This is a genomic window from Ruegeria sp. K3 (assembly GCF_056531845.1).
Window position 1 is genome coordinate 37,643 of record NZ_JBQFMM010000008.1, and the last position, 17,155, is coordinate 54,797.

The 17,155-nt window shown below is 57.2% G+C and carries 20 protein-coding genes; 2 read left to right on the forward strand and 18 right to left on the reverse strand.

Annotated elements, in window-relative coordinates:
* Positions 1-65: 65 nt before the first annotated feature.
* From ACR0MP_RS14685 to ACR0MP_RS14695, 3 genes are read right to left on the reverse strand one after another with little or no spacing between them, the layout of a single operon-like run.
* Positions 66-1,172 carry a mandelate racemase/muconate lactonizing enzyme family protein gene (locus tag ACR0MP_RS14685; protein WP_480887066.1) on the reverse strand — a complete coding sequence of 369 codons (1,107 nt, stop codon included), beginning with the start codon at positions 1,170-1,172 and terminating at the stop codon, positions 66-68.
* A gap of 25 nt (positions 1,173-1,197) precedes the next feature.
* Positions 1,198-1,755, reverse strand: a complete 558-nt coding sequence (locus tag ACR0MP_RS14690) for a dimethylsulfonioproprionate lyase family protein (protein ID WP_480887068.1) — start codon at positions 1,753-1,755, stop codon at positions 1,198-1,200.
* 17 nt (positions 1,756-1,772) lie between these two features.
* A complete protein-coding gene (locus tag ACR0MP_RS14695) occupies positions 1,773-2,855 on the reverse strand; it encodes an alcohol dehydrogenase family protein (RefSeq protein WP_480887070.1) in 1,083 nt (360 codons plus the stop codon).
* A gap of 130 nt (positions 2,856-2,985) precedes the next feature.
* Here ACR0MP_RS14695 and ACR0MP_RS14700 point away from each other — a divergent pair, with 130 nt between their 5' ends.
* Positions 2,986-3,873, forward strand: a complete 888-nt coding sequence (locus tag ACR0MP_RS14700; protein ID WP_170392553.1) for a MurR/RpiR family transcriptional regulator — start codon at positions 2,986-2,988, stop codon at positions 3,871-3,873.
* 28 nt (positions 3,874-3,901) lie between these two features.
* On the opposite strand, the gene ACR0MP_RS14705 is transcribed toward ACR0MP_RS14700, so the two are convergent.
* Both ACR0MP_RS14705 and ACR0MP_RS14710 read right to left on the reverse strand, forming a co-directional pair.
* Positions 3,902-4,642 carry an SDR family oxidoreductase gene (locus ACR0MP_RS14705; RefSeq protein ID WP_480762197.1) on the reverse strand — a complete coding sequence of 247 codons (741 nt, stop codon included), beginning with the start codon at positions 4,640-4,642 and terminating at the stop codon, positions 3,902-3,904.
* A gap of 37 nt (positions 4,643-4,679) precedes the next feature.
* Entirely contained in the window at positions 4,680-5,675 is a 996-nt protein-coding gene (locus tag ACR0MP_RS14710; RefSeq protein WP_170512830.1) for a zinc-binding dehydrogenase, read from the reverse strand.
* Between the two features lie 91 nt (positions 5,676-5,766).
* Between ACR0MP_RS14710 and ACR0MP_RS14715 the strand changes: the two genes are divergently transcribed.
* Positions 5,767-6,603, forward strand: coding sequence for a LysR family transcriptional regulator (locus tag ACR0MP_RS14715; RefSeq protein WP_480867298.1), 837 nt, complete (start codon positions 5,767-5,769; stop codon positions 6,601-6,603).
* A 3-nt stretch (positions 6,604-6,606) separates the two neighbouring features.
* Here ACR0MP_RS14715 and ACR0MP_RS14720 read toward each other — a convergent pair whose 3' ends face one another.
* From ACR0MP_RS14720 to ACR0MP_RS14780, 13 genes are all read right to left on the reverse strand, one after another.
* Positions 6,607-6,924: an SDR family NAD(P)-dependent oxidoreductase gene (locus ACR0MP_RS14720; RefSeq protein ID WP_480887072.1), complete on the reverse strand. Its 318-nt coding sequence runs from the start codon at positions 6,922-6,924 to the stop codon at positions 6,607-6,609.
* Positions 6,891-7,298 carry an SDR family NAD(P)-dependent oxidoreductase gene (locus tag ACR0MP_RS14725; protein WP_480887074.1) on the reverse strand — a complete coding sequence of 136 codons (408 nt, stop codon included), beginning with the start codon at positions 7,296-7,298 and terminating at the stop codon, positions 6,891-6,893. Before ACR0MP_RS14725 ends, ACR0MP_RS14720 begins: the two co-directional genes overlap by 34 nt.
* Positions 7,299-7,409: 111 nt before the next feature.
* Complete coding sequence (locus tag ACR0MP_RS14730) at positions 7,410-7,916, reverse strand: nuclear transport factor 2 family protein (protein WP_170735734.1); 507 nt, start codon at positions 7,914-7,916, stop codon at positions 7,410-7,412.
* 53 nt (positions 7,917-7,969) lie between these two features.
* On the reverse strand, positions 7,970-8,464 hold the full coding sequence (locus ACR0MP_RS14735; protein WP_223116901.1) for a nuclear transport factor 2 family protein: 495 nt from the start codon (positions 8,462-8,464) through the stop codon (positions 7,970-7,972).
* Positions 8,465-8,522: 58 nt separating this feature from the next.
* Positions 8,523-9,476, reverse strand: coding sequence for an alpha/beta hydrolase (locus ACR0MP_RS14740; protein ID WP_170513551.1), 954 nt, complete (start codon positions 9,474-9,476; stop codon positions 8,523-8,525).
* Positions 9,477-9,589: 113 nt separating this feature from the next.
* Positions 9,590-10,477: a helix-turn-helix domain-containing protein gene (locus ACR0MP_RS14745; protein ID WP_170402136.1), complete on the reverse strand. Its 888-nt coding sequence runs from the start codon at positions 10,475-10,477 to the stop codon at positions 9,590-9,592.
* A gap of 155 nt (positions 10,478-10,632) precedes the next feature.
* Positions 10,633-11,049, reverse strand: a complete 417-nt coding sequence (locus ACR0MP_RS14750) for a universal stress protein (RefSeq protein WP_170402133.1) — start codon at positions 11,047-11,049, stop codon at positions 10,633-10,635.
* A 209-nt stretch (positions 11,050-11,258) separates the two neighbouring features.
* Positions 11,259-12,437, reverse strand: a complete 1,179-nt coding sequence (locus ACR0MP_RS14755; protein WP_170392544.1) for a UxaA family hydrolase — start codon at positions 12,435-12,437, stop codon at positions 11,259-11,261.
* A gap of 12 nt (positions 12,438-12,449) precedes the next feature.
* Complete coding sequence (locus tag ACR0MP_RS14760) at positions 12,450-12,755, reverse strand: UxaA family hydrolase (protein WP_170392543.1); 306 nt, start codon at positions 12,753-12,755, stop codon at positions 12,450-12,452.
* 18 nt (positions 12,756-12,773) lie between these two features.
* Positions 12,774-13,736, reverse strand: a complete 963-nt coding sequence (locus ACR0MP_RS14765; protein WP_170402130.1) for an alcohol dehydrogenase catalytic domain-containing protein — start codon at positions 13,734-13,736, stop codon at positions 12,774-12,776.
* A complete protein-coding gene (locus ACR0MP_RS14770) occupies positions 13,733-14,470 on the reverse strand; it encodes an SDR family oxidoreductase (protein ID WP_170402129.1) in 738 nt (245 codons plus the stop codon). The genes ACR0MP_RS14765 and ACR0MP_RS14770 overlap by 4 nt, the downstream gene beginning before the upstream one ends.
* 8 nt (positions 14,471-14,478) lie before the next feature.
* On the reverse strand, positions 14,479-15,786 hold the full coding sequence (gene hisD, locus ACR0MP_RS14775; protein WP_170402126.1) for a histidinol dehydrogenase: 1,308 nt from the start codon (positions 15,784-15,786) through the stop codon (positions 14,479-14,481).
* Positions 15,787-15,822: 36 nt separating this feature from the next.
* Positions 15,823-17,154 (reverse strand): TRAP transporter large permease, encoded by a 1,332-nt coding sequence (locus ACR0MP_RS14780; RefSeq protein WP_170402124.1) that lies wholly within the window; start codon positions 17,152-17,154, stop codon positions 15,823-15,825.
* Between the last annotated feature and the right edge of the window lies 1 nt (position 17,155).

Consider the following 17,155-nt stretch of genomic DNA (forward strand, 5'->3'; position numbering starts at 1 on the left):
CAGCGGGATAAGGTCAACCTTGGAGAATGGCCGTCGTCAAGTCCCGTGCATTAGGCAGGTGATCATCACCTATGAACCGCCACCGGATCGCCCAATGTGTTTTCATCCGGGTGAACCCCAAGGCCGGGAGTTTCGGGAAGATGCAGGTGGCCGTCAATGTTTCGCGGTCCACGCCCCCCCGCGATATCGACTGTGATCATGTCCTGACAGGCCCATACAGCATGGCAATTCGCATCCGGAATGGTCGCCGCCAGATGCAGCGCTTCGGTATCCGCCAATACAGAACCACCGGTCGCCATAACGAACATATCGATCCCATGCGCCAGCGCGACATCACGCATTCGGGCCGCTTTGGTCAGCCCGCCGACCCGGTTGAGCTTGATGCCAAATATTTCGGCAATGCCATCGCGGGCTATGCGCGTCGCGTCCTGAAGGGTCACAAGGCTTTCATCGACGGAAACAGGCGAAGCATGTTTGCCTGAGATCGCGGCAATGTCATCCAGTGTTTCGCAAGGCTGTTCGATCATGACATTGAGGTCTTCGACCGCACTCATCACGCGTAATGCTTGCTGCCGCGACCAGCCGCGATTGACGTCATAGAGGACGATTTCTTCGGGATTGCGCAGGCTTTCCATGTCACGGATTCGGGCGATATCACGGGCCACATCGCCGCCGATTTTGACGGAATGGGCGATATAGCCGCGCTGCCGGTATCGTTCGATGACGGCGCGGGTTTCTTCGATTGTCTTGGCTCCTACGGAGGTTGCGATAGGGCGCGGCGTACGCGACCCTCCCCCCATCAGATCAGCAATCGGAAGACCAGCAACCTGACCGGCTATGTCCCAGCACGCCATGTCAATCGGGCTTTTGGAGTAGAGATGTCCGGGTAGGGCCTGATCCATCGCGCGTTCAACATCCAGAACTCGCCGCGGGTCGAGGCCTAGAACAAACGGTGCCATCGTCTCGATCCCGGCCCGTATGCCGGGGCCGTGGGCGGGTACATAGGTATGCCCCCAGGGCGTGCCTTCGCCCCAACCAACAAGCCCTTTGTCGGTTTCAATCTTGACCAGCGTCGCATCCAGCTTCTCAAACTTCAATCGCCCGCCTGACAGCCAGTATGGATGCTCCAATGGCAGGTCGATTTGAAAGACAGAAATCCCGGTAATTTTCATTTTGGTTTCACCTCGACGCAGTATGTCATGCGGCATCCATCCGAGGCAGATCATCCATTCCATCGCCCCGCCACAAGACAAAGGTTAGGATTGAATGATCGCTTGTAGTCATGGCGTGACTTTGACAACTTTCATGCTGGCGGGTCTGGCCCGGCCCGACAAGCTGTGCATTCCCTTCAACCTTAAAACAGGCTTTTCCAGCGAGCGCGAGGTATAGCTCTTCAGCCTGATGGCTGTGCCAGTCATACTGCAGACCTGCGCCCCAATAGGCGACATAACCGCGTAGTTGGGTCGAATGGAAATGCCCGCTGGGTCCGAACAATTCGTAATACCCGTATCGGGACAAGAAATCCGCACCGACCTCGGATTCGGAATAGGTCAGTTTCCAGTGCGCCTGCTCAGCAGTTGCTGCAATGGCCGTAACCAATGCCTGTGTTTCGGGCGTACCGCTCAGACCAAATTTGCTGACAAGCCGGGTTGCCGGAATTTGTGCGGGCTGTAAGTCCGTTCTGGATAAATCCGTTGGCCAACCCCCAAAACCCGCCAAATCCGGGTGGTTCTGATGCAATCGCCTGGCGGCCATTAAAACATCATCCAACGTCATGGGATCACCACGATGTTTCCGGTGTGTTTCTTCGCGATGAAGGCGGTTTGTGCCTCATGCAATTGGCTTAGAGGGTAGGTTGCGGCCAGGGCCGGTTTTACTTCGCCCGCTTCGATATAACGTACAAGATTTTGCATTACTTCGGGGTCGATGACGGTCGAGCCTGTAAAGGTCAGATCGCGCAAGTAGAACGTCCGCAAATCGAACTCGACCATAGGGCCCGCGATGGCGCCCGAGCAGGTATAGCGTCCGCCGCGTTCAAGAATGCTGATAAGCTGCGGCCAGTATGACCCGCCCACCACGTCGGCAACGACCGTGATCTTTTCGTCTCCCAACGATTTGCGCAATTCATCGGGGGCGCGGGACAGGATGACATCTGGACCCAACAGAGCCACGTTGTCGTGCTTAGCCTCCGACGCCATCGCGATGACCCGCGCATTTCGGCGCTTGGCCAGTTGAACCAGAGCGCCACCGACGCCGCCAGATGCGCCCGGAACAAGAACAGTGTCAGCCGCGGTGACCTTGGCGCGGGTCAGCATGCCTTCGGCGGTTGAGTAGGAACAGGAGAAGGTTGCCAGCTCAGCATCCGAAAGTGTTGATTGGATGGCTATCGCATTGACAGCCGGGATCGTTGTGTATTCGGCAAAGCCGCCATCTCGCTCTGATCCGAAGTAGCCGGTTTTGTCCTTGTTCACCGGATCGGTCGGATCGCGCAACCAGCAATCGGTTATCACACGCTCGCCCAAGCGGTTTGGATCCACGCCGTCTCCAACTCCAACGATCTGCCCACAGACATCCGCCCCTTGAATGCGCGGAAAGGCCAGTGGCGCTCCGCCCCAGGTTGGGTCATCAGTGCCGACCTCTTCAAACGCGCCACCGGTGGTCGCATCGCTGACTGTTTTAGAATACCAGCCGGACCTAGTGTTTACGTCGGTATTGTTCAGGCCACAGGCACCAACCTTGATCAGAACTTCGCCCGGTTTGGGAGTGGGGCAGGTCCAGTTTTCGTGCCAGACCATCTTATCCAGATCACCGTGCCCCATGGTGACCATCGCCTTCATTGTCTCGGATTGGGCCATGCGGCAAACTCCGTCGATGCATTTACGGTGACCTCAATCAAACGCGGGAGTGAGCTGAAATACATCGGTCCGGCCCCCTGAGTCGATTTGGTCTCGACACCGTATGCAAACAAAAATACCATCGTCAATCATGAATGGGACAGATGTATCAAATTTAGTTTTGGAACGGCTGGCGGAAGAACTGTCTCAGTTGACACCCGAGGCACGCAAGGCTGCGACCTATGTGCTTGAGAACCCGCGCGACGTGGGCGTATCGACTGTACGCGAAATTGCTGAAGCCGCCAATGTGAAACCCAATACCATTGTCCGAATGGCGCGGCAGGTGGGGTTCGAAGGCTACGAAGATTTCCGGGTTCCCTTCCGCGAGGCGATCCGGCGCGGGCAGGCCGATTTCCCGGAGCGCGCGCGTTGGCTGCAGGATATTCGTAAGTCCGGCAATATGGGCGGGCTTTATGCGGATATGGTTCAGGACGCCCTGCGCAATGTCGAGGAGACGTTTGCCAATATCTCGTCCGAACAGCTGAAAGCCGCCGCTGAAGATATCTGGAATTCGCGTAACGTGTTCGTGCTGGGCGTTGGTGTGAACAATTCGAATGCGCGAAACTTTGTTTATCTGGCCTCGACGGGCATGGTGCAGTTCCATGCTATCCCGCGCGCCGGATCAAATCCGATTGACGATCTGGCATGGGCGGACAAACGCGATGTGCTAATTGCGATGACCTGCAAACCTTATCGGAATGAAGTGGTCGAGGCGGTGCAAGTTGCCCGAGAGCAGGGCATGACGGTGGTCGGTCTTTCTGACAGCCCAGCCAGCCCTGTTCTGCGCAATGCACAACACGGGTTCGTCATCTCGGCGGATACGCCGCAATTCTTCCCGTCATCAGTAAGTACTATCGCATTGCTCGAAACGCTTTTGTCCTTCGTCATTGCAGTGGCCAGCGACGAGATTGTCGAAAGAGTGGCGACCTTTCACAAGCGTCGCCATCAGCTAGGCCTATATCACGCGGAAGAGCCCTGATTGGATCAGGCCAATCCGCATTGGCCATTCAGCCACGCACCAGGTGACCTCCATCCACATCCAGCACAGCGCCTGTGAGATAGCCATTTGTCATTGCCATTATCACAGCTTGGGCGATGTCCTCTGCCTCACCAATGCGTCCGACGGGCAGGCTGTTACCAACCTGAGCGAACATGGCCTCGCGAGCCTCATTCGACATTGCCGCGTAAGCCTCGGTCGCAACCATTCCAGGGCTGATGCAGTTCACACGCGCACGGTTTGATAGCTCCAATGCCAACCCCTTGGACAGGGCTTCGACCGCCGCGTTCACGGCCCCAAGACCCGTTGCACCGGCAGAGGGTCGGCGGCTGAGGACGCCAGAAAAGAAGGTGATGGAGCCGCCTTCAGTCAAGACAGGCAAGACTTCACGCGCCGCCACATAGGGCCCGATAAATTTAGCCTCGAACATCGCGCGCAGGTCAGTGGTTGGCAATTCGGCGAAGGCCCCACGCGCTGCGCTTGAGGCAGAGATGACCAGATGATCTACTTTTTCAAGGCCGCTGGCCCAGGACTTCATGCCAGTTTCGTTGGTGGTATCGACCGGTGCGATCTGAACTTCGCCTCCGATGTCTGCCGCTGCTGCTTCCAGCTTGGCGGGACTCCGGCTGGCGATGGTAACTTTCGCACCAAGCGCCACCGCCAGCTTTGCGGTGGCCTTACCCATGCCGCTGCTGCCGCCAATGATAACAACGTGTTTGCCGATGAGGGCCGTTTCGAAAACCGAGTTCATTGCTTTGGTTCCTTGCTTGTCGTGTTTGTTAAATGAGTCAATCGATGCTGAGCACCAACTTGCCGGTGGTTTCGCCCGCCTCTAGGCGGCGATGCGCTTCCGTGGCCTTGGCGATTGGGTATGTGGTGATCTGAGGACGCAGAATGCCAGTTTCCAACAGCTTGAATACCTTGGTCATGTCCGCGCCGAATGCAGTTGGTCGGTTGGAAAAATACGTGTAAATATCGCTGACCCGAACTGAGACAGATTTCTGGAAGTGTTTCGCCAGATCCTCGGCAAAACCGCCAGCTGGCGGCCCGGCAAGGAATCCGAAGAGCACAGCCGTTCCAAGGGGAGCCAGCGCATCAAGGTCTGATTTCAAGGAGTCACCGGAAACCGGATTCAACGTCAAATCAACACCGCGCCCACTTGTGATCTCTGACACCAGCGTGGCCACGTCCTGAGTACGATAGTCGATGACAAAATCTGCTCCTTGCGCCTGGGCGTATCCGACCTTTTCAGTGCTGACCGAAGCGATCACAGTCATGCCCAGATGCTTGGCGATGTGGAGGGCCATCGTGCCCACTCCGCCTGCAGCCGCATGCACCAGTACGGATCTTCCGGCCGCCGCACCGCCCAGATTGACCAGCATGTGATAGGCCGTCATTGCGTTGACAGGGATTGCTGCTGCGGTTTCAAAGGCGATGGTATCGGCAATTTTGGTTACATAAGGTGCACTTATTACGGAATGCGTACCATAGCCGCCCGCACCAATCGGCCCCATCCATGCGACGCGATCACCCACGGCGAAACCAACGGCATCTTTGCCCGTCGCTTCGACGATTCCGGCACCTTCAACGCCGGGTACATGGGGCAGGTCTGGCATCATGCCCTCTGGCATTTCGCCACGGCGAATAATCGTATCGATAAAATTCACCGCCCCGGCATGATTACGGATCAGGATTTCTCTGGCACCGGGCTGTGCGACCGCTTGGCCAACACTTCGCAGAACTTCGGGCCCGCCAGTTTGGGTGATTTCTATCGCGTACGGCATGATGCATCTCCTTTTGTTTCGCAGAAGATAGCGATGACGCCATTTCGTGATAATAGTTGAATTTAGAAGGTATTATCTCATAGACAGAATTATGATCTTCAACGACCTTGGCCTGTTTACTATTGTCGCCCACCACCTCAGCTTTTCCAAAGCTGCAGATCGTCTGGGTATTCCGCTTAGCAGGATTAGCCGCAGGATTGCCAAGTTAGAGGATCATCTGGGCGCTAAGCTATTCGAGCGCACGACAAGGCAGGTGCGCCTGACCGAAGAGGGGCGCCGTCTTCTGGATCGTTGTCAGGATCCGATTGAAGCGCTTCAGCGTGTTGCGGGTTTTACCGATGACACGCGGCACCACACGATTCGCATTACGGCCCCACCCTTGGCAGCTCGTACAACGATAGGGCCAAAGCTGGTGGATTACGCCGAACAAAATCCTCAGGTCCAGCTTGAACTGACGACGACTAACATCATGCTGGATTTTTTCGCGGACAATATCGACCTCGCCTTTCGGGTCGGTCCGCTTGCGGACTCCGGTCTTGTTGCCAAGCGGTTATGGTCAGTTCCATATTGTTTTTGCGCAGGGCAGGGCTTCATTCGAGAGCACGGACTTTCGGGTCCTTTAACGCGACCGAAGTTCCAGACTCTTCCTGCACTGATAGCGGGTCAACCCTGGGTACTGGAAACGGGAGAGACGGTGAATCCAGCCCACATAGCCCATAATATTGGCGACCTTGATGTCATCGCACAGGCCGCTCGTCGTAATCTGGGGATAGCGATGTTGCCGAAGGATATGGTGGAGGGCGATCTGCGACGACTGGAAGTTGAGAATACTGTCCCGCTGACACGAGACATGTATGCGGTTTATCCCAGCCGTCGCCTGTTGCCCGAGCGTGTCAGGAAACTGATCGATTTCATGGTGCCGGGATAAATCCTACCAATCAATTTGCACCCCATCCCGAAAGAAACCACCTGTTGGACCGTTCACGGGCAGTGTTGCAGCCCACACGACGCCCTTGGCCCCTTCGGACACCGGGCGACCACCCCCGCCCATGTCAGTGGCGACCCAGCCGGGGCACACTGCGTTGACAAGGATGCCTTCGGGTTTCAAATCAGCCGCAGTCTTGATGGTCAGCGCATTGAGCGCTGTTTTCGAGATGCCATATCCGGGAGTGCTGGATGACATGCCTGTCAGCGCTCCTGAGCCGGAAGACACGTTTACAATCCGGGCATCATGACCATTTTGAAGCAAAGGAACGGCCGAAATGGTTGTTGCCCAGGCTCCGAAGAAGTTGGTCTCAAAGCACGGCGTACGCGCACCAGGTCGGCGCTGAGCGAGTGCTGATCCGTGTCGTAGTCAACGCCTGCATTGTTTACCAGTATGTCGAGATATCCGTATTCGGAGTTGATCTTATCAAAGGCAGCGTTGACCGAGCTCTGATCGGACACGTCCAGTTGCAAGGCCTTAGCTCCATGCCCAATCTCTTCGGCCGTGGCTTGTCCCTTTTGCGGGTCGCGCGATGCTACCAAAACAAATAATCCATGATCGCGGGCCAGTTGTAGGGCGACTTCTTTACCGATGCCTCGATTGGCTCCGGTCACAAGTGCGATACGTTGTTCGGTCATGAGGTTTCCTTTGAATTTTCGTCAGTTAACCGAAAGCAAAGCCTAATAGTGAGATTGCCAACATCGCTCTGGCAAGGCAGCCGGCGCGCAACGATGCAGCGTTAACTGATGTCAGTTGGCCTTAGCCCCGCGTTCACCGGCGAGGGCGACGAGACCACGGTCGCCGGTTTCCCAAAGAGCGGTCATTGTCATCGTTGTCACAACCCAGCGGTCACCTGTTTTTTCCAGCGCATAGTCATAGCGGCCGCCCAATACCCATAGGCCATCGTCAAGACGGTGGGTGGCGGTGAAATCAGCTTGCGCTGTCGCGGCGATTTCTGAAACTGAGGTGATTGCGTGGTTGGTCACCATGTGATGCGTGCTGTCGAACCCGGGCAGGAAGGCGGCCCAGCCCGCAACAAGTTCGTCAGCGGGTTGGGTTGCCGGGTCTCCACCCCAAAGGCTGGTGTAGTCAATGGTGACGTGATCGGCGAAGGCATCCCTTACACGGGTCCAATCGTGCCGGTCTGCGCCTGCAGCGATATCCGTTAGGGTGCGGGTGATGTCGGTTTGATCGGCCAATGCAGGGCCTCCAATCATTGTTATGGCGGCGAGCATGGCGATGAGGGATCGTTTCATATCCGGGTCCTTTGTCAGAGTTGGACAAAGCAACGTACGTTGCTGCGCCTGCTTCATTCATTAGCCAGGCGTTCAGGCACGGGCGCTAAGGTGTATTGCGACCAAAAAAACGCATTTGCCGCATCCTGATCGGCACTGAGATTGGTGGCCTCGACGATCTTGCCGTTCTCGATCCGGTAGACCAGAGCCCAGATGGTATCGACATTCGGCTTACCTTCGGCGTTGGACCAGCCTCGGTGAATATCTACAACATGGGTTTCATCCGCGCCAAAGTAGATCGGGTCAGCCTGAAACCCAGCTGCGCCCAACTGGGCGAAGAAGGCCAAAACTTCATCCCGACCGTTTTTGGTGCCGCTCAGCGGATGGCGGCCGGGAATGTGCCATTGTACGTCCTCGTCCATGACAGCGGCGATTCCATCAAGGTCGTTCGAGCCGTAAGCCGCAAAAAAGTTCTGAACCACTTTCATATTGTCTTCGGGGGTATCGGCCATTGCGTTGCCTCCCATAACGGTCGCGACCGCGAGTGCTAGTTGAAGTTTTCGGGTCATAGGGGTCTCCAAGGGAATGAGGCGTCGGACAGCGAGGCCCGACGCCTGATCAGCAGGATCAATTATCCAATCCGGCGCGGAAGTGGTCGGCAACGGCGTCGGCCGCCCGTGTCACGTCCTCGGGGTTGTCGTAGAAATCGAACTGCGTGACATCCTCGAGCCACTGCGCAGTCGCGTCACCGGCAAATCCGGCAAGGAAGGTCTGCACGCCCTGCGGGATCGCTGCGCTTTCAGAGTGAACAATGGTCAGCGGTTTATCCAGACGCTGTGGGTTGTCGGCGGGATGGTAGGTCAGCCAGCCTTCCCAGCCTGCATTGTTCCATTTGTCATCATATTCCGGGATCGCTCCACGGTCAGCCTCATAGTAGTAACCACCGATCGGCATCAGCACGCCTTCGGCACCTTCTGGACCCGCGGCAGGAATGATCTGGCCCCCGGCGGCTTCGGCAGCCCGAGAGACTTGAAGCAAGCCGGCAACACCTTCTGCGCCGCCGTAGACGGCCTCAACAATTTCGGCGTTCTGCAGCCAGGGAGCAACCAAACCAAGTCGCTGAACCAGCGGGTTGCCCGAGACGGCATCGACCATATAACCCGCTGAGGCGCAGATACCCAGCCCATTGATGTGCTCGGCGTCCACTTCTGGCAGGGTCGCTATGAATTCGATCGCTGCCTTGATGTCCGAGGTCTTGGCTTCGGGGCTTTCGACAAAGCGCGCTTGGTTCGGCAGATCGCCGGATTTGCCCCAGCCCCGGAAATCGAAGGTGAAGGCGGCAAATCCGCGTTCGGCCATTTCCCGGGCATAGTTCGCCGGCATCTGTTCTTGTACTGAGGTCCAGGCCCCTGTGACCACGACCGTTGGCAATGGTGCATCGCCGCGTTCTTCGGGTAGGTACAGTGTGCCGGATAGGGTGGCACCTTCATTCTCAAAGGTGACAATGCGGGTTTCGACCTGTGCGACGGCAGCTGTCGAGGCCATTAAAGCCGCAGCGGTATTCAGAGCGAGGGTTTTCATCGCGATATCTCCCAAAGTCTGTCTGGATGGGCGCAAGCCCGATGACGAAAGAGATACGTTGCCGGAGGTTCACTTGATTGCACCGGACTGCTGTGTTTTTGAATGATCCTGCATCAAGCCATGTTGGCCGCGCGATAAGCCTTGGGGGTTTGTCCCACCACCTGTTTAAAGCTGCGCGTGAAATGAGCCTGATCGGAAAAGCCACATTCCAAAGCGATATCACCCAGAGGACGCTGCTGGTCCTGCATCATCTTCATCGCCTGTTCAATTCGGTAGGCCATGACATATTGCATCGGGGTCGTGCCCAACGTCTCTTTGAACATGCGTGCGAAGTGCGAAGGGCTCATTCCCGCCTCGGTCGCGAGCTGCTCAACGGTTATGGTCTGATCCAGCCGGTTCTGTACAAAGGCCAAAACGCGCTGGTAATGCCGGGATGTGAAGCGGGATGACAGCTGAACATCTTCGATCCGGCGTTTTCCATATTTCTGGAGCAGTTTCACTAGGAATACGCGGCTCATGGCTTCGAACATCACGACCGAAGACATGTCGGTCGATTCCAATGCGTCACGCAGTATAACGCCAGCCGTGCACAGATCAGGGTCCGAGAACTGCGGCAAATCCCGAAATTGCTGCGGGTCAAGCAGCATGCCCAGCTCGGACTGAGCAAAGCGTTCAACCTTAGCCGGGTCCAGTGTGATAACGATGACATCAGACGTCGCGTACCACCGCCAACCCGATCGCATACCAGCCGGAGTGACGATGATTTCATCCTTGTGAAACATGAAATCCCGCAACTCACCATCCCTCCAGTTCTGAACTCTGTGCGGAATGGTCTGGAGATTGAGAAGCACGTGATGCTCTTTGAAAACATCCTCGGGCATCTGATCCGGCTCAGCCCGGAAATACCGAACGGACATCAACCCTGCAGCCGAAGGCCGCTCGATCGCATCGCTGTTTAGTAAAGGTTCCGAGGGGTAAATGTCCGCATATCTCGAAGGCAATCGTCGGCTCCCATAGTGTACCTGGGCAATTCTCGCTGGCGTCGATCGTACACGGTTGAAAACATCCAACAGGGGTGCGAACCCATGGAGTGGTGCCGTGGCCACCTGCTTCTCGCAGCGCAGCTGTAGCGTTCGGGTCGACGCTTAGAGAATTTTCAAGATTGCGGTCGCTGAATCAAGACGGAACACGATGCCCGACGAGAAACACGTGCTGCCGTTGATCCGAGAAAATAGTCCATTGCCGATGGGTGATGCGCTCCGACAACAATCAAATCAGCGCCGATTTCCCGTGCGAACTCGGTAATGCGCAGCCCTGGCTTTCCCGTTTCTACCTGGCAGTTTATATCGGTCGCTTCTCCGGCGATCGACTTTAGGGTTCCCATGATTTTGTTGGTCAGATGGTTCTCGGATTTCACTGTCACGAATTCCGCCGTAAAACCCGGGATCTGTTCCAGAACTGTAAGTAGTGTGATCTTTCCGTCAGCTGCCAAAAGCTTGCGGGCAGTGGTGATTTTCTCAGCAACCAACTCTTCATGATCAATGGCAACGGGGATCAATATGGATTTATACATGTAAAGCACTCCCAGTGAGTTTCGGCGATGTCAACGAGCAGGGCTTGGTGCATCATAACTTGATAAGTACTTTCAGAATTATAAGGTTCTGATCTGTTGCCCAGGACCCCGCCCTGCCTTAGTGGCCAAACACCTCGAGCCGCGCCCATTCTGGACCTCGGTTCAAGAGAAAGACGGCCACCGCATATGCGATGGCCGCCTTGAGGTTACTATGCGCTGCGATACAGTTTTGTCATCGAGAATTCCCGATGTCCCAGCGCCTCTGCCGCGGTGTTACGGCCGTTTGCTGTCCTGCGGATCATATCGATCAGAGCATCACCAGCCTGATCGATGGTTTGTTCGCGCCGCAAGATGCCTGAAACATCAACATCCACATGCTCGCCCATGGTGCGCACTGTACGCGGGTTCGCGGTGATCTTGATGACCGGAACGATCGGGTTGCCCACCACGTTGCCCTGACCTGTCGGGAAGGTATGGATCACAGCACCGCCCGCCGCCATCAGCGTCACACATTCCGCCGCAGCTGATGAACTGTCCATGAAGTAAAGGCCTTTGCCCGAGTTAGGTTGCTCGGCAGGTTCCAGAATGTCGATATATTGCGAAGTCCGGCCGATCTTTTCGAGGTTGCCAAGCGCCTTTTCCTCAATGGTGGTCAGGCCACCTTCGATGTTGCCCTTGGTTGGCTGACTGTCGCTGAGGTCATCGGTCTGATGGGCAAAGATTACATCGTCCTGATAGGCTTTCCACATCTTGTACCAGCGTTCGCCCACCTCTTCATTGATGGCCCGCTTCTGACAGATGTGTTCCGCCCCGGTGATTTCCGAGGTTTCACCGAAGAATCCGGTGATCCCTTCGGGTAGTAACTTATCGTACATGTTGCCAACGGTTGGGCAGGACCCCAGACCCGTTGTCGTGTCGCTTTCACCGCATTTGGTCGAAATCCAAAGCTCGTTGATCGAGCATTCCTCGCGCTGGACCTCGGTGGCCTTGTGGACAAAATCCTTGGCGGCCCATGAAGCGCGCCGGATGGTCTCGAAGTCACCGTTCTGTTCGATTGAGAACTCTGCCACGTCCTTGCCGGTCTCGCGGATGCCGTCGGCAATGCGTTTGGTCCAACCCGGCTCGATGCCGATCACCACCACCGAGTGGACATTCGGGTTGGCCCCTGTGCCAATCATGGTGCGGAAATGCAGCTCGAGGTCCTCGCCGAACTGAAGGCGGCCATAAGCATGTGGGATTGCCAGCGTGCCCTTGACGTTGTTGGCGACCGCCTCGCAGGCGGCGTTGGAAATGTCATCGACGGGCAGGATCAGCACGTGGTTGCGCACACCAACCCGGCCGTTTTCGCGCCGGTAGCCCATGACAGTCATGTTTGAATATTTGCTCATGGTATTAACCCCTTACCAGCGCTTGGTCTTGCAGTTTTGCGTGTGGACATGCCCGCCGCGTGGGATGTCAGCGATGATCTTGCCGATATCCTCACCATACTTGATCGCCGTATCGCCGTTCTTGAGGTCCGTGAGCGCAATCTTGTGGCCAATCGGAACATCCGCACCTGCGGTCAGGCGAAAGGTCGAGTTGTCATGTGTAATACAGCACAGCATGTCGGTGCCTGCAGTCAGGCCTTCGACGACCACGACACCGACATTGTCTTCCTCTTCATGCACCAAAAGGTGCGGTATTTCATTTGGGGCTGGATTTGACATGAAGGTCTCCGGTTTTTGCTATGGTTTAAGGATGGTTTTCGGCGCAAGCGTCTTGCCAGCGCGAATGTCTGTAAAGGCCGAGGCCCCGTCGGACAGGTCGCGGGTTTCAACCCAGTCAAGCGTCCCGAGGCGGCCCTTGAACATGGCATTGCATGTGTCGCGGAAGTCCTGTGCGGTATAGGTGTAGGTGCCGATTAGCGTGATTTCCTGCAGCGTGATGCGTCGGATATCCAATCCACCTTCGGAACTGCCTAGGCCGATGTGCAAAATCACCCCGCCCGGGCTGACGAGCGCCGAGGCAACCGCACGGGTAGACGCAAACCCCACTGCGTCGATCACCAATGGAATGTCCTGTTCCGGTGTGTCCACAACGGCGATTCCACAGGTGTCGCGAAGATAGGTCGCACGGGCTGCATTGGGTTCGGATAAGGTCACCTGCTCGACCCCCATCGCAGTGAGCGCGAGAGCTGCCGCTAGCCCGATTGCCCCGCCGCCAATCACATGGGCACGCCGTTCGTCTGCCGGGTGCAGGGCCGCAAGCCCCAGCCGCACCGCATGCCAGCTGACCGCAATCGGTTCGGCGAGTGCGGCCTGCTCCAGCGTGATATGCGAGGGCACTTCAATCAAATTGCGCTCTGGGATAGCGACATATTCCGCAAAAGCGCCTTCGCGCGGCGGCATTGAGATGATCTGTCGCGAGGGGCAAAGGTTCTCACGTCCGGACCGGCTGGCCGCGCTGTTGGGGTCGTTTACCAGCGGATTGATGGTTACGCGGCGACCATCAGCAGTCACTCCGGCCCCTTCATGGCCGAGGATCAGCGGTGCCGGGCGGCGGTCATCATGGCCCAGATAGGCGTGCATGTCGGACCCGCAAATGCCGACGCTATCGATACGGACGAGAACCTCATCGGGGCCGGGCTCCGGGTCCGCGAAATTGCGGTATTCCAGTGTTTCTACATCGGTGTAGACTAACGCTCTCATTTCGCTGTAAACCCCCCATCAACCATCAAAACTTGCCCGGTCACGTAGGCACAGGCATCAGAGCAAAAGAACAGCAACGGGCCGTCGAGGTCTTTGGGCTCACCGTTGCGACCGATACAGGTCTGCGCAGCATTACGGTTCGCGCGTTCAGGATCATTGAACACTGCAGCCGTCAGCTCGGTTCGAAAGAACCCAGGGCCAATCGCGTTTACGCATATTCCGCTTGATGACCAGGCCTCGGCCATTGCTCGGGTCAGCTGTGCCACGCCGCCCTTAGACGCCCCATAGCTAAGCCCACCTGGAAAAGCTCGGCTGGACTGGAGCGATGCGAAATTTACGATCCGTCCCCAGCCTTTGGCCTTCATATCGGGCACTAGGTGCTGCGACAGAAAGAAGGGAACGGCAAGGTTCAACCCGATTGTTATGTCCCATCCTTCTGGTGACACCAAATCCGCAGGCTCGCGCGTGTTGATCCCGGCGGCATGCACCAGAATATCCGGTGCCCCAAACGGCTGCGACGCGGCAACGGCCAGCTCTGCCAACCGATCGCGATCCGAAAGATCCCATGGCAGCGCATGAACCTGATCCAGCTCGGCCAACGCTTCTGCACGTCGCGCCACGCCCACGACCTTAGCGCCAGCATGCGACAGTACCTCTGCCGCTCTGCGACCAAGGCCGGAGCTGGCCCCGGTCACAAGAGCGGTATGTCCAGTGAGATCAGGATGATAGGTCACGGGTTGGGTCAGTCTTCGGCTGTCAGGTCAAAGTTTTCATCGGGGAAGAACTTGGCCAGTCGAATATCCGCGGTACGCGCGTGCCCCTCCATACCTTCAAGGCGTGAGATACGGGCCGTCGCCTGCGCAATCGGCTTCATCGCATCAGCGGTCGAGCGCTGCCAGGTCACGATCTTCATGTATTTATGGACGCTGAGGCCACCGGTGTAAGTGGCCGCCCGGCTCGTGGGCAGCACGTGATTGGTGCCCGAGGCTTTGTCGCCAAAGGCAACCGTGGTCTCTTCGCCCAAGAAAAGCGACCCATAGCACGTCAGCCGATCCAGCCACCAATCAAGATCATCGGCCATGACTGTCAGGTGTTCCGGGGCGTATTGATCCGATGTCGCCGCCATTTCTTCGCGATCCGCGCACAGGATGACCTCGGCATAATCGCGCCACGCAGCCGTAGCGTTTTCGCGGTTCACTTCGGGCAGGTCCTCGATCAGCACTGGCACCAAGCGCATAACCTCTTCGGCGAGGTCGCGATTGTCTGTCACCAGCCAAACCGGTGAGTTGTATCCGTGCTCGGCCTGCCCAACGAGGTCAGTTGCAACAACCATCGGATCAGCAGTGACATCCGCAAGGACCAGACTGTCCGTCGGGCCCGCGATCATGTCGATGCCGACACGCCCGAACAGGATACGCTTTGCTTCGGCCACAAACTGATTGCCGGGCCCCACAAGGATGTTAGCCTTGGGAAGCCCGAACAACCCGAAGGTCATCGCCGCAACCCCCTGCACGCCGCCCATGGCCATGATCTTGTCGGCGCCACAGATGTGCGCGGCGTAGACGATCGCAGGCGCGATACCGACATCGGGGCGCGGCGGTGAGCACGCGACAATGTGCTTACATCCCGCTACTTTTGCCGTGGTGACCGTCATGATCGCGCTGGCGATATGGCTGTAGCGCCCGCCTGGGACGTAGCAACCGGCTGCATCCACCGGGATCATCTTCTGGCCAGCGGTCAGGCCCGGCACAACCTCGACCGCGATGTCGGTCATGGATTCCTTTTGCGCCTCGGCAAAGCGTTTGACGTTGCTGTGACTGAACTCGATGTCGCGCTTCAGCTTTTCTGGCACGGCATCCATCGCGGCCTGGATTTCGGCATCGCTTAGAATGACGTTACCTTCGTATTTGTCGAATTTGCCAGCGTACTCTAGCGCCTTGGCATCACCGCCTGCTTCAATATCAGTCAGGATTCCCTGCACAATTTCACTGACATCCGACGCTCCGCTGCGCGCGGTCAGCGTGGCTTTCTTCAGGTATTCACGGGTCATGTATCGAGTCCTTTTCCTACCGCGTCTTTCGGCGGCTTATCGATAGACATCAGGCAACAGCGAGGTAGAGAACGCCGGGATATAGGCGATCATCAACGTCACGATCAGCATGAAGAAAACAAACGGGATGGCGCGGTAGGCGATCTTGAGGATCGACTCGCCCGTAATCCCCGACACCACGAACAAGTTCAGCCCCAAGGGTGGAGTAATAAACCCGACCCCCAGCGCGGTGATCATCATGATGCAGAACTGAATCTGGTTCATCTCAATCTCTTGCGCCAACGGGTAGAGGATCGGTGCCAGGATCACGATGTTGGGCGTCGTTTCCATAACGCAGCCCGCAATGATTAGGATAAGGACCATCATGGCGATCAGTACGAATTCGTTACTGCTGACTGAGGTCAAAGCTCCGACAAATCCTTGCGGCACTCCAATGATCGCCAGAGCTTCGGCCAGAGGGATCGAGAAGGCGATGATCGGAAGGATCACACCGTTGACCTTGGCCGAACTGACCAGCATGGCCGGGAAGTCGGACAATTTCAGTGTGCCTAGGATAAACCCGATGACGATGGTCACGACGACCGCCACGGCACCTGCCTCGGTCGGGGTCAGTTTCCCCGAGAAGATGCCGTAGAAAATGATGCCGGGGACAAGGAAAGCGTACCAGCCGGACTTGACCGTCTTCCACAGGTTCGCGCGCCATTCAGCTGCGGTCATCATGCCGCCACCTTCCCAAAGGTTCAGCCGGTTCATCACGACGTTGGTGATCAGGATGGCCGTCAGGATCAAAAGGCCGGGGATCAGCGCAGCAAGGAACAAGGTCGAGACCGCTATGCCCAGCACGAGGCCGATGATGATATAGGCGATAGAGGGCGGGATGAGGATGCCGGTGCAGGCTCCTGCTGCGACCAAAGCACAGGCGTAGGGGCGGGGATAACCGCTCTCGACCAGCCGGTCGATAGTCATGCGCCCTACCGCTGCCGCACCTGCTGCGTCCGACCCGGAGATCGCCGCGAACATGCCGCAGACCAGGACGGTGGCCGAACCGAAGCCACCCTTGGCCCAGCAGGTCAGGGCTTCGGCGACGTCCAGAAACTTTCGACTGAGCCCGGTTCGGACAAGCACGTCTCCGGTCAGGATAAACAACGGCACAGCTGTCAGCGCGAAGGCATCGATGCCCGAGAACAGCTTTTCGCCGACAAGGCTCAGCGGCAATGCGCCGGACATGATCAGCATTGTGATCGATGCTGCGCCGATCGCTGCCCAGACCGGAACGGCGAGCGCGACAAGAGCGACGAAGAGAATGACGGAGGCGTAGAAATCCCACCCAAGTTCAAGCGTTTGACCGCCGAGTTGTTGCCACATCATG

Bases quoted from the DNA above. Each gene is read 5' to 3' on its own strand.
- ACR0MP_RS14715 (WP_480867298.1), top strand. From the start codon at position 5,767: ATGATCTTCAACGACCTTGGCCTGTTTACTATTGTCGCCCACCACCTC.
- ACR0MP_RS14750 (WP_170402133.1), bottom strand. From the start codon at position 11,049: ATGTATAAATCCATATTGATCCCCGTTGCCATTGATCATGAAGAGTTG.
- ACR0MP_RS14705 (WP_480762197.1), bottom strand. From the start codon at position 4,642: ATGAACTCGGTTTTCGAAACGGCCCTCATCGGCAAACACGTTGTTATC.
- ACR0MP_RS14780 (WP_170402124.1), bottom strand. From the start codon at position 17,154: ATGATGTGGCAACAACTCGGCGGTCAAACGCTTGAACTTGGGTGGGAT.
- ACR0MP_RS14710 (WP_170512830.1), bottom strand. From the start codon at position 5,675: ATGCCGTACGCGATAGAAATCACCCAAACTGGCGGGCCCGAAGTTCTG.
- ACR0MP_RS14735 (WP_223116901.1), bottom strand. From the start codon at position 8,464: ATGACCCGAAAACTTCAACTAGCACTCGCGGTCGCGACCGTTATGGGA.
- ACR0MP_RS14760 (WP_170392543.1), bottom strand. From the start codon at position 12,755: ATGTCAAATCCAGCCCCAAATGAAATACCGCACCTTTTGGTGCATGAA.
- ACR0MP_RS14765 (WP_170402130.1), bottom strand. From the start codon at position 13,736: ATGAGAGCGTTAGTCTACACCGATGTAGAAACACTGGAATACCGCAAT.
- ACR0MP_RS14740 (WP_170513551.1), bottom strand. From the start codon at position 9,476: ATGAAAACCCTCGCTCTGAATACCGCTGCGGCTTTAATGGCCTCGACA.
- ACR0MP_RS14685 (WP_480887066.1), bottom strand. From the start codon at position 1,172: ATGAAAATTACCGGGATTTCTGTCTTTCAAATCGACCTGCCATTGGAG.
- ACR0MP_RS14695 (WP_480887070.1), bottom strand. From the start codon at position 2,855: ATGGCCCAATCCGAGACAATGAAGGCGATGGTCACCATGGGGCACGGT.
- ACR0MP_RS14700 (WP_170392553.1), top strand. From the start codon at position 2,986: ATGAATGGGACAGATGTATCAAATTTAGTTTTGGAACGGCTGGCGGAA.
- ACR0MP_RS14755 (WP_170392544.1), bottom strand. From the start codon at position 12,437: ATGAGCAAATATTCAAACATGACTGTCATGGGCTACCGGCGCGAAAAC.
- ACR0MP_RS14725 (WP_480887074.1), bottom strand. From the start codon at position 7,298: ATGACCGAACAACGTATCGCACTTGTGACCGGAGCCAATCGAGGCATC.
- ACR0MP_RS14730 (WP_170735734.1), bottom strand. From the start codon at position 7,916: ATGAAACGATCCCTCATCGCCATGCTCGCCGCCATAACAATGATTGGA.
- hisD (WP_170402126.1), bottom strand. From the start codon at position 15,786: ATGACCCGTGAATACCTGAAGAAAGCCACGCTGACCGCGCGCAGCGGA.
- ACR0MP_RS14690 (WP_480887068.1), bottom strand. From the start codon at position 1,755: ATGGCCGCCAGGCGATTGCATCAGAACCACCCGGATTTGGCGGGTTTT.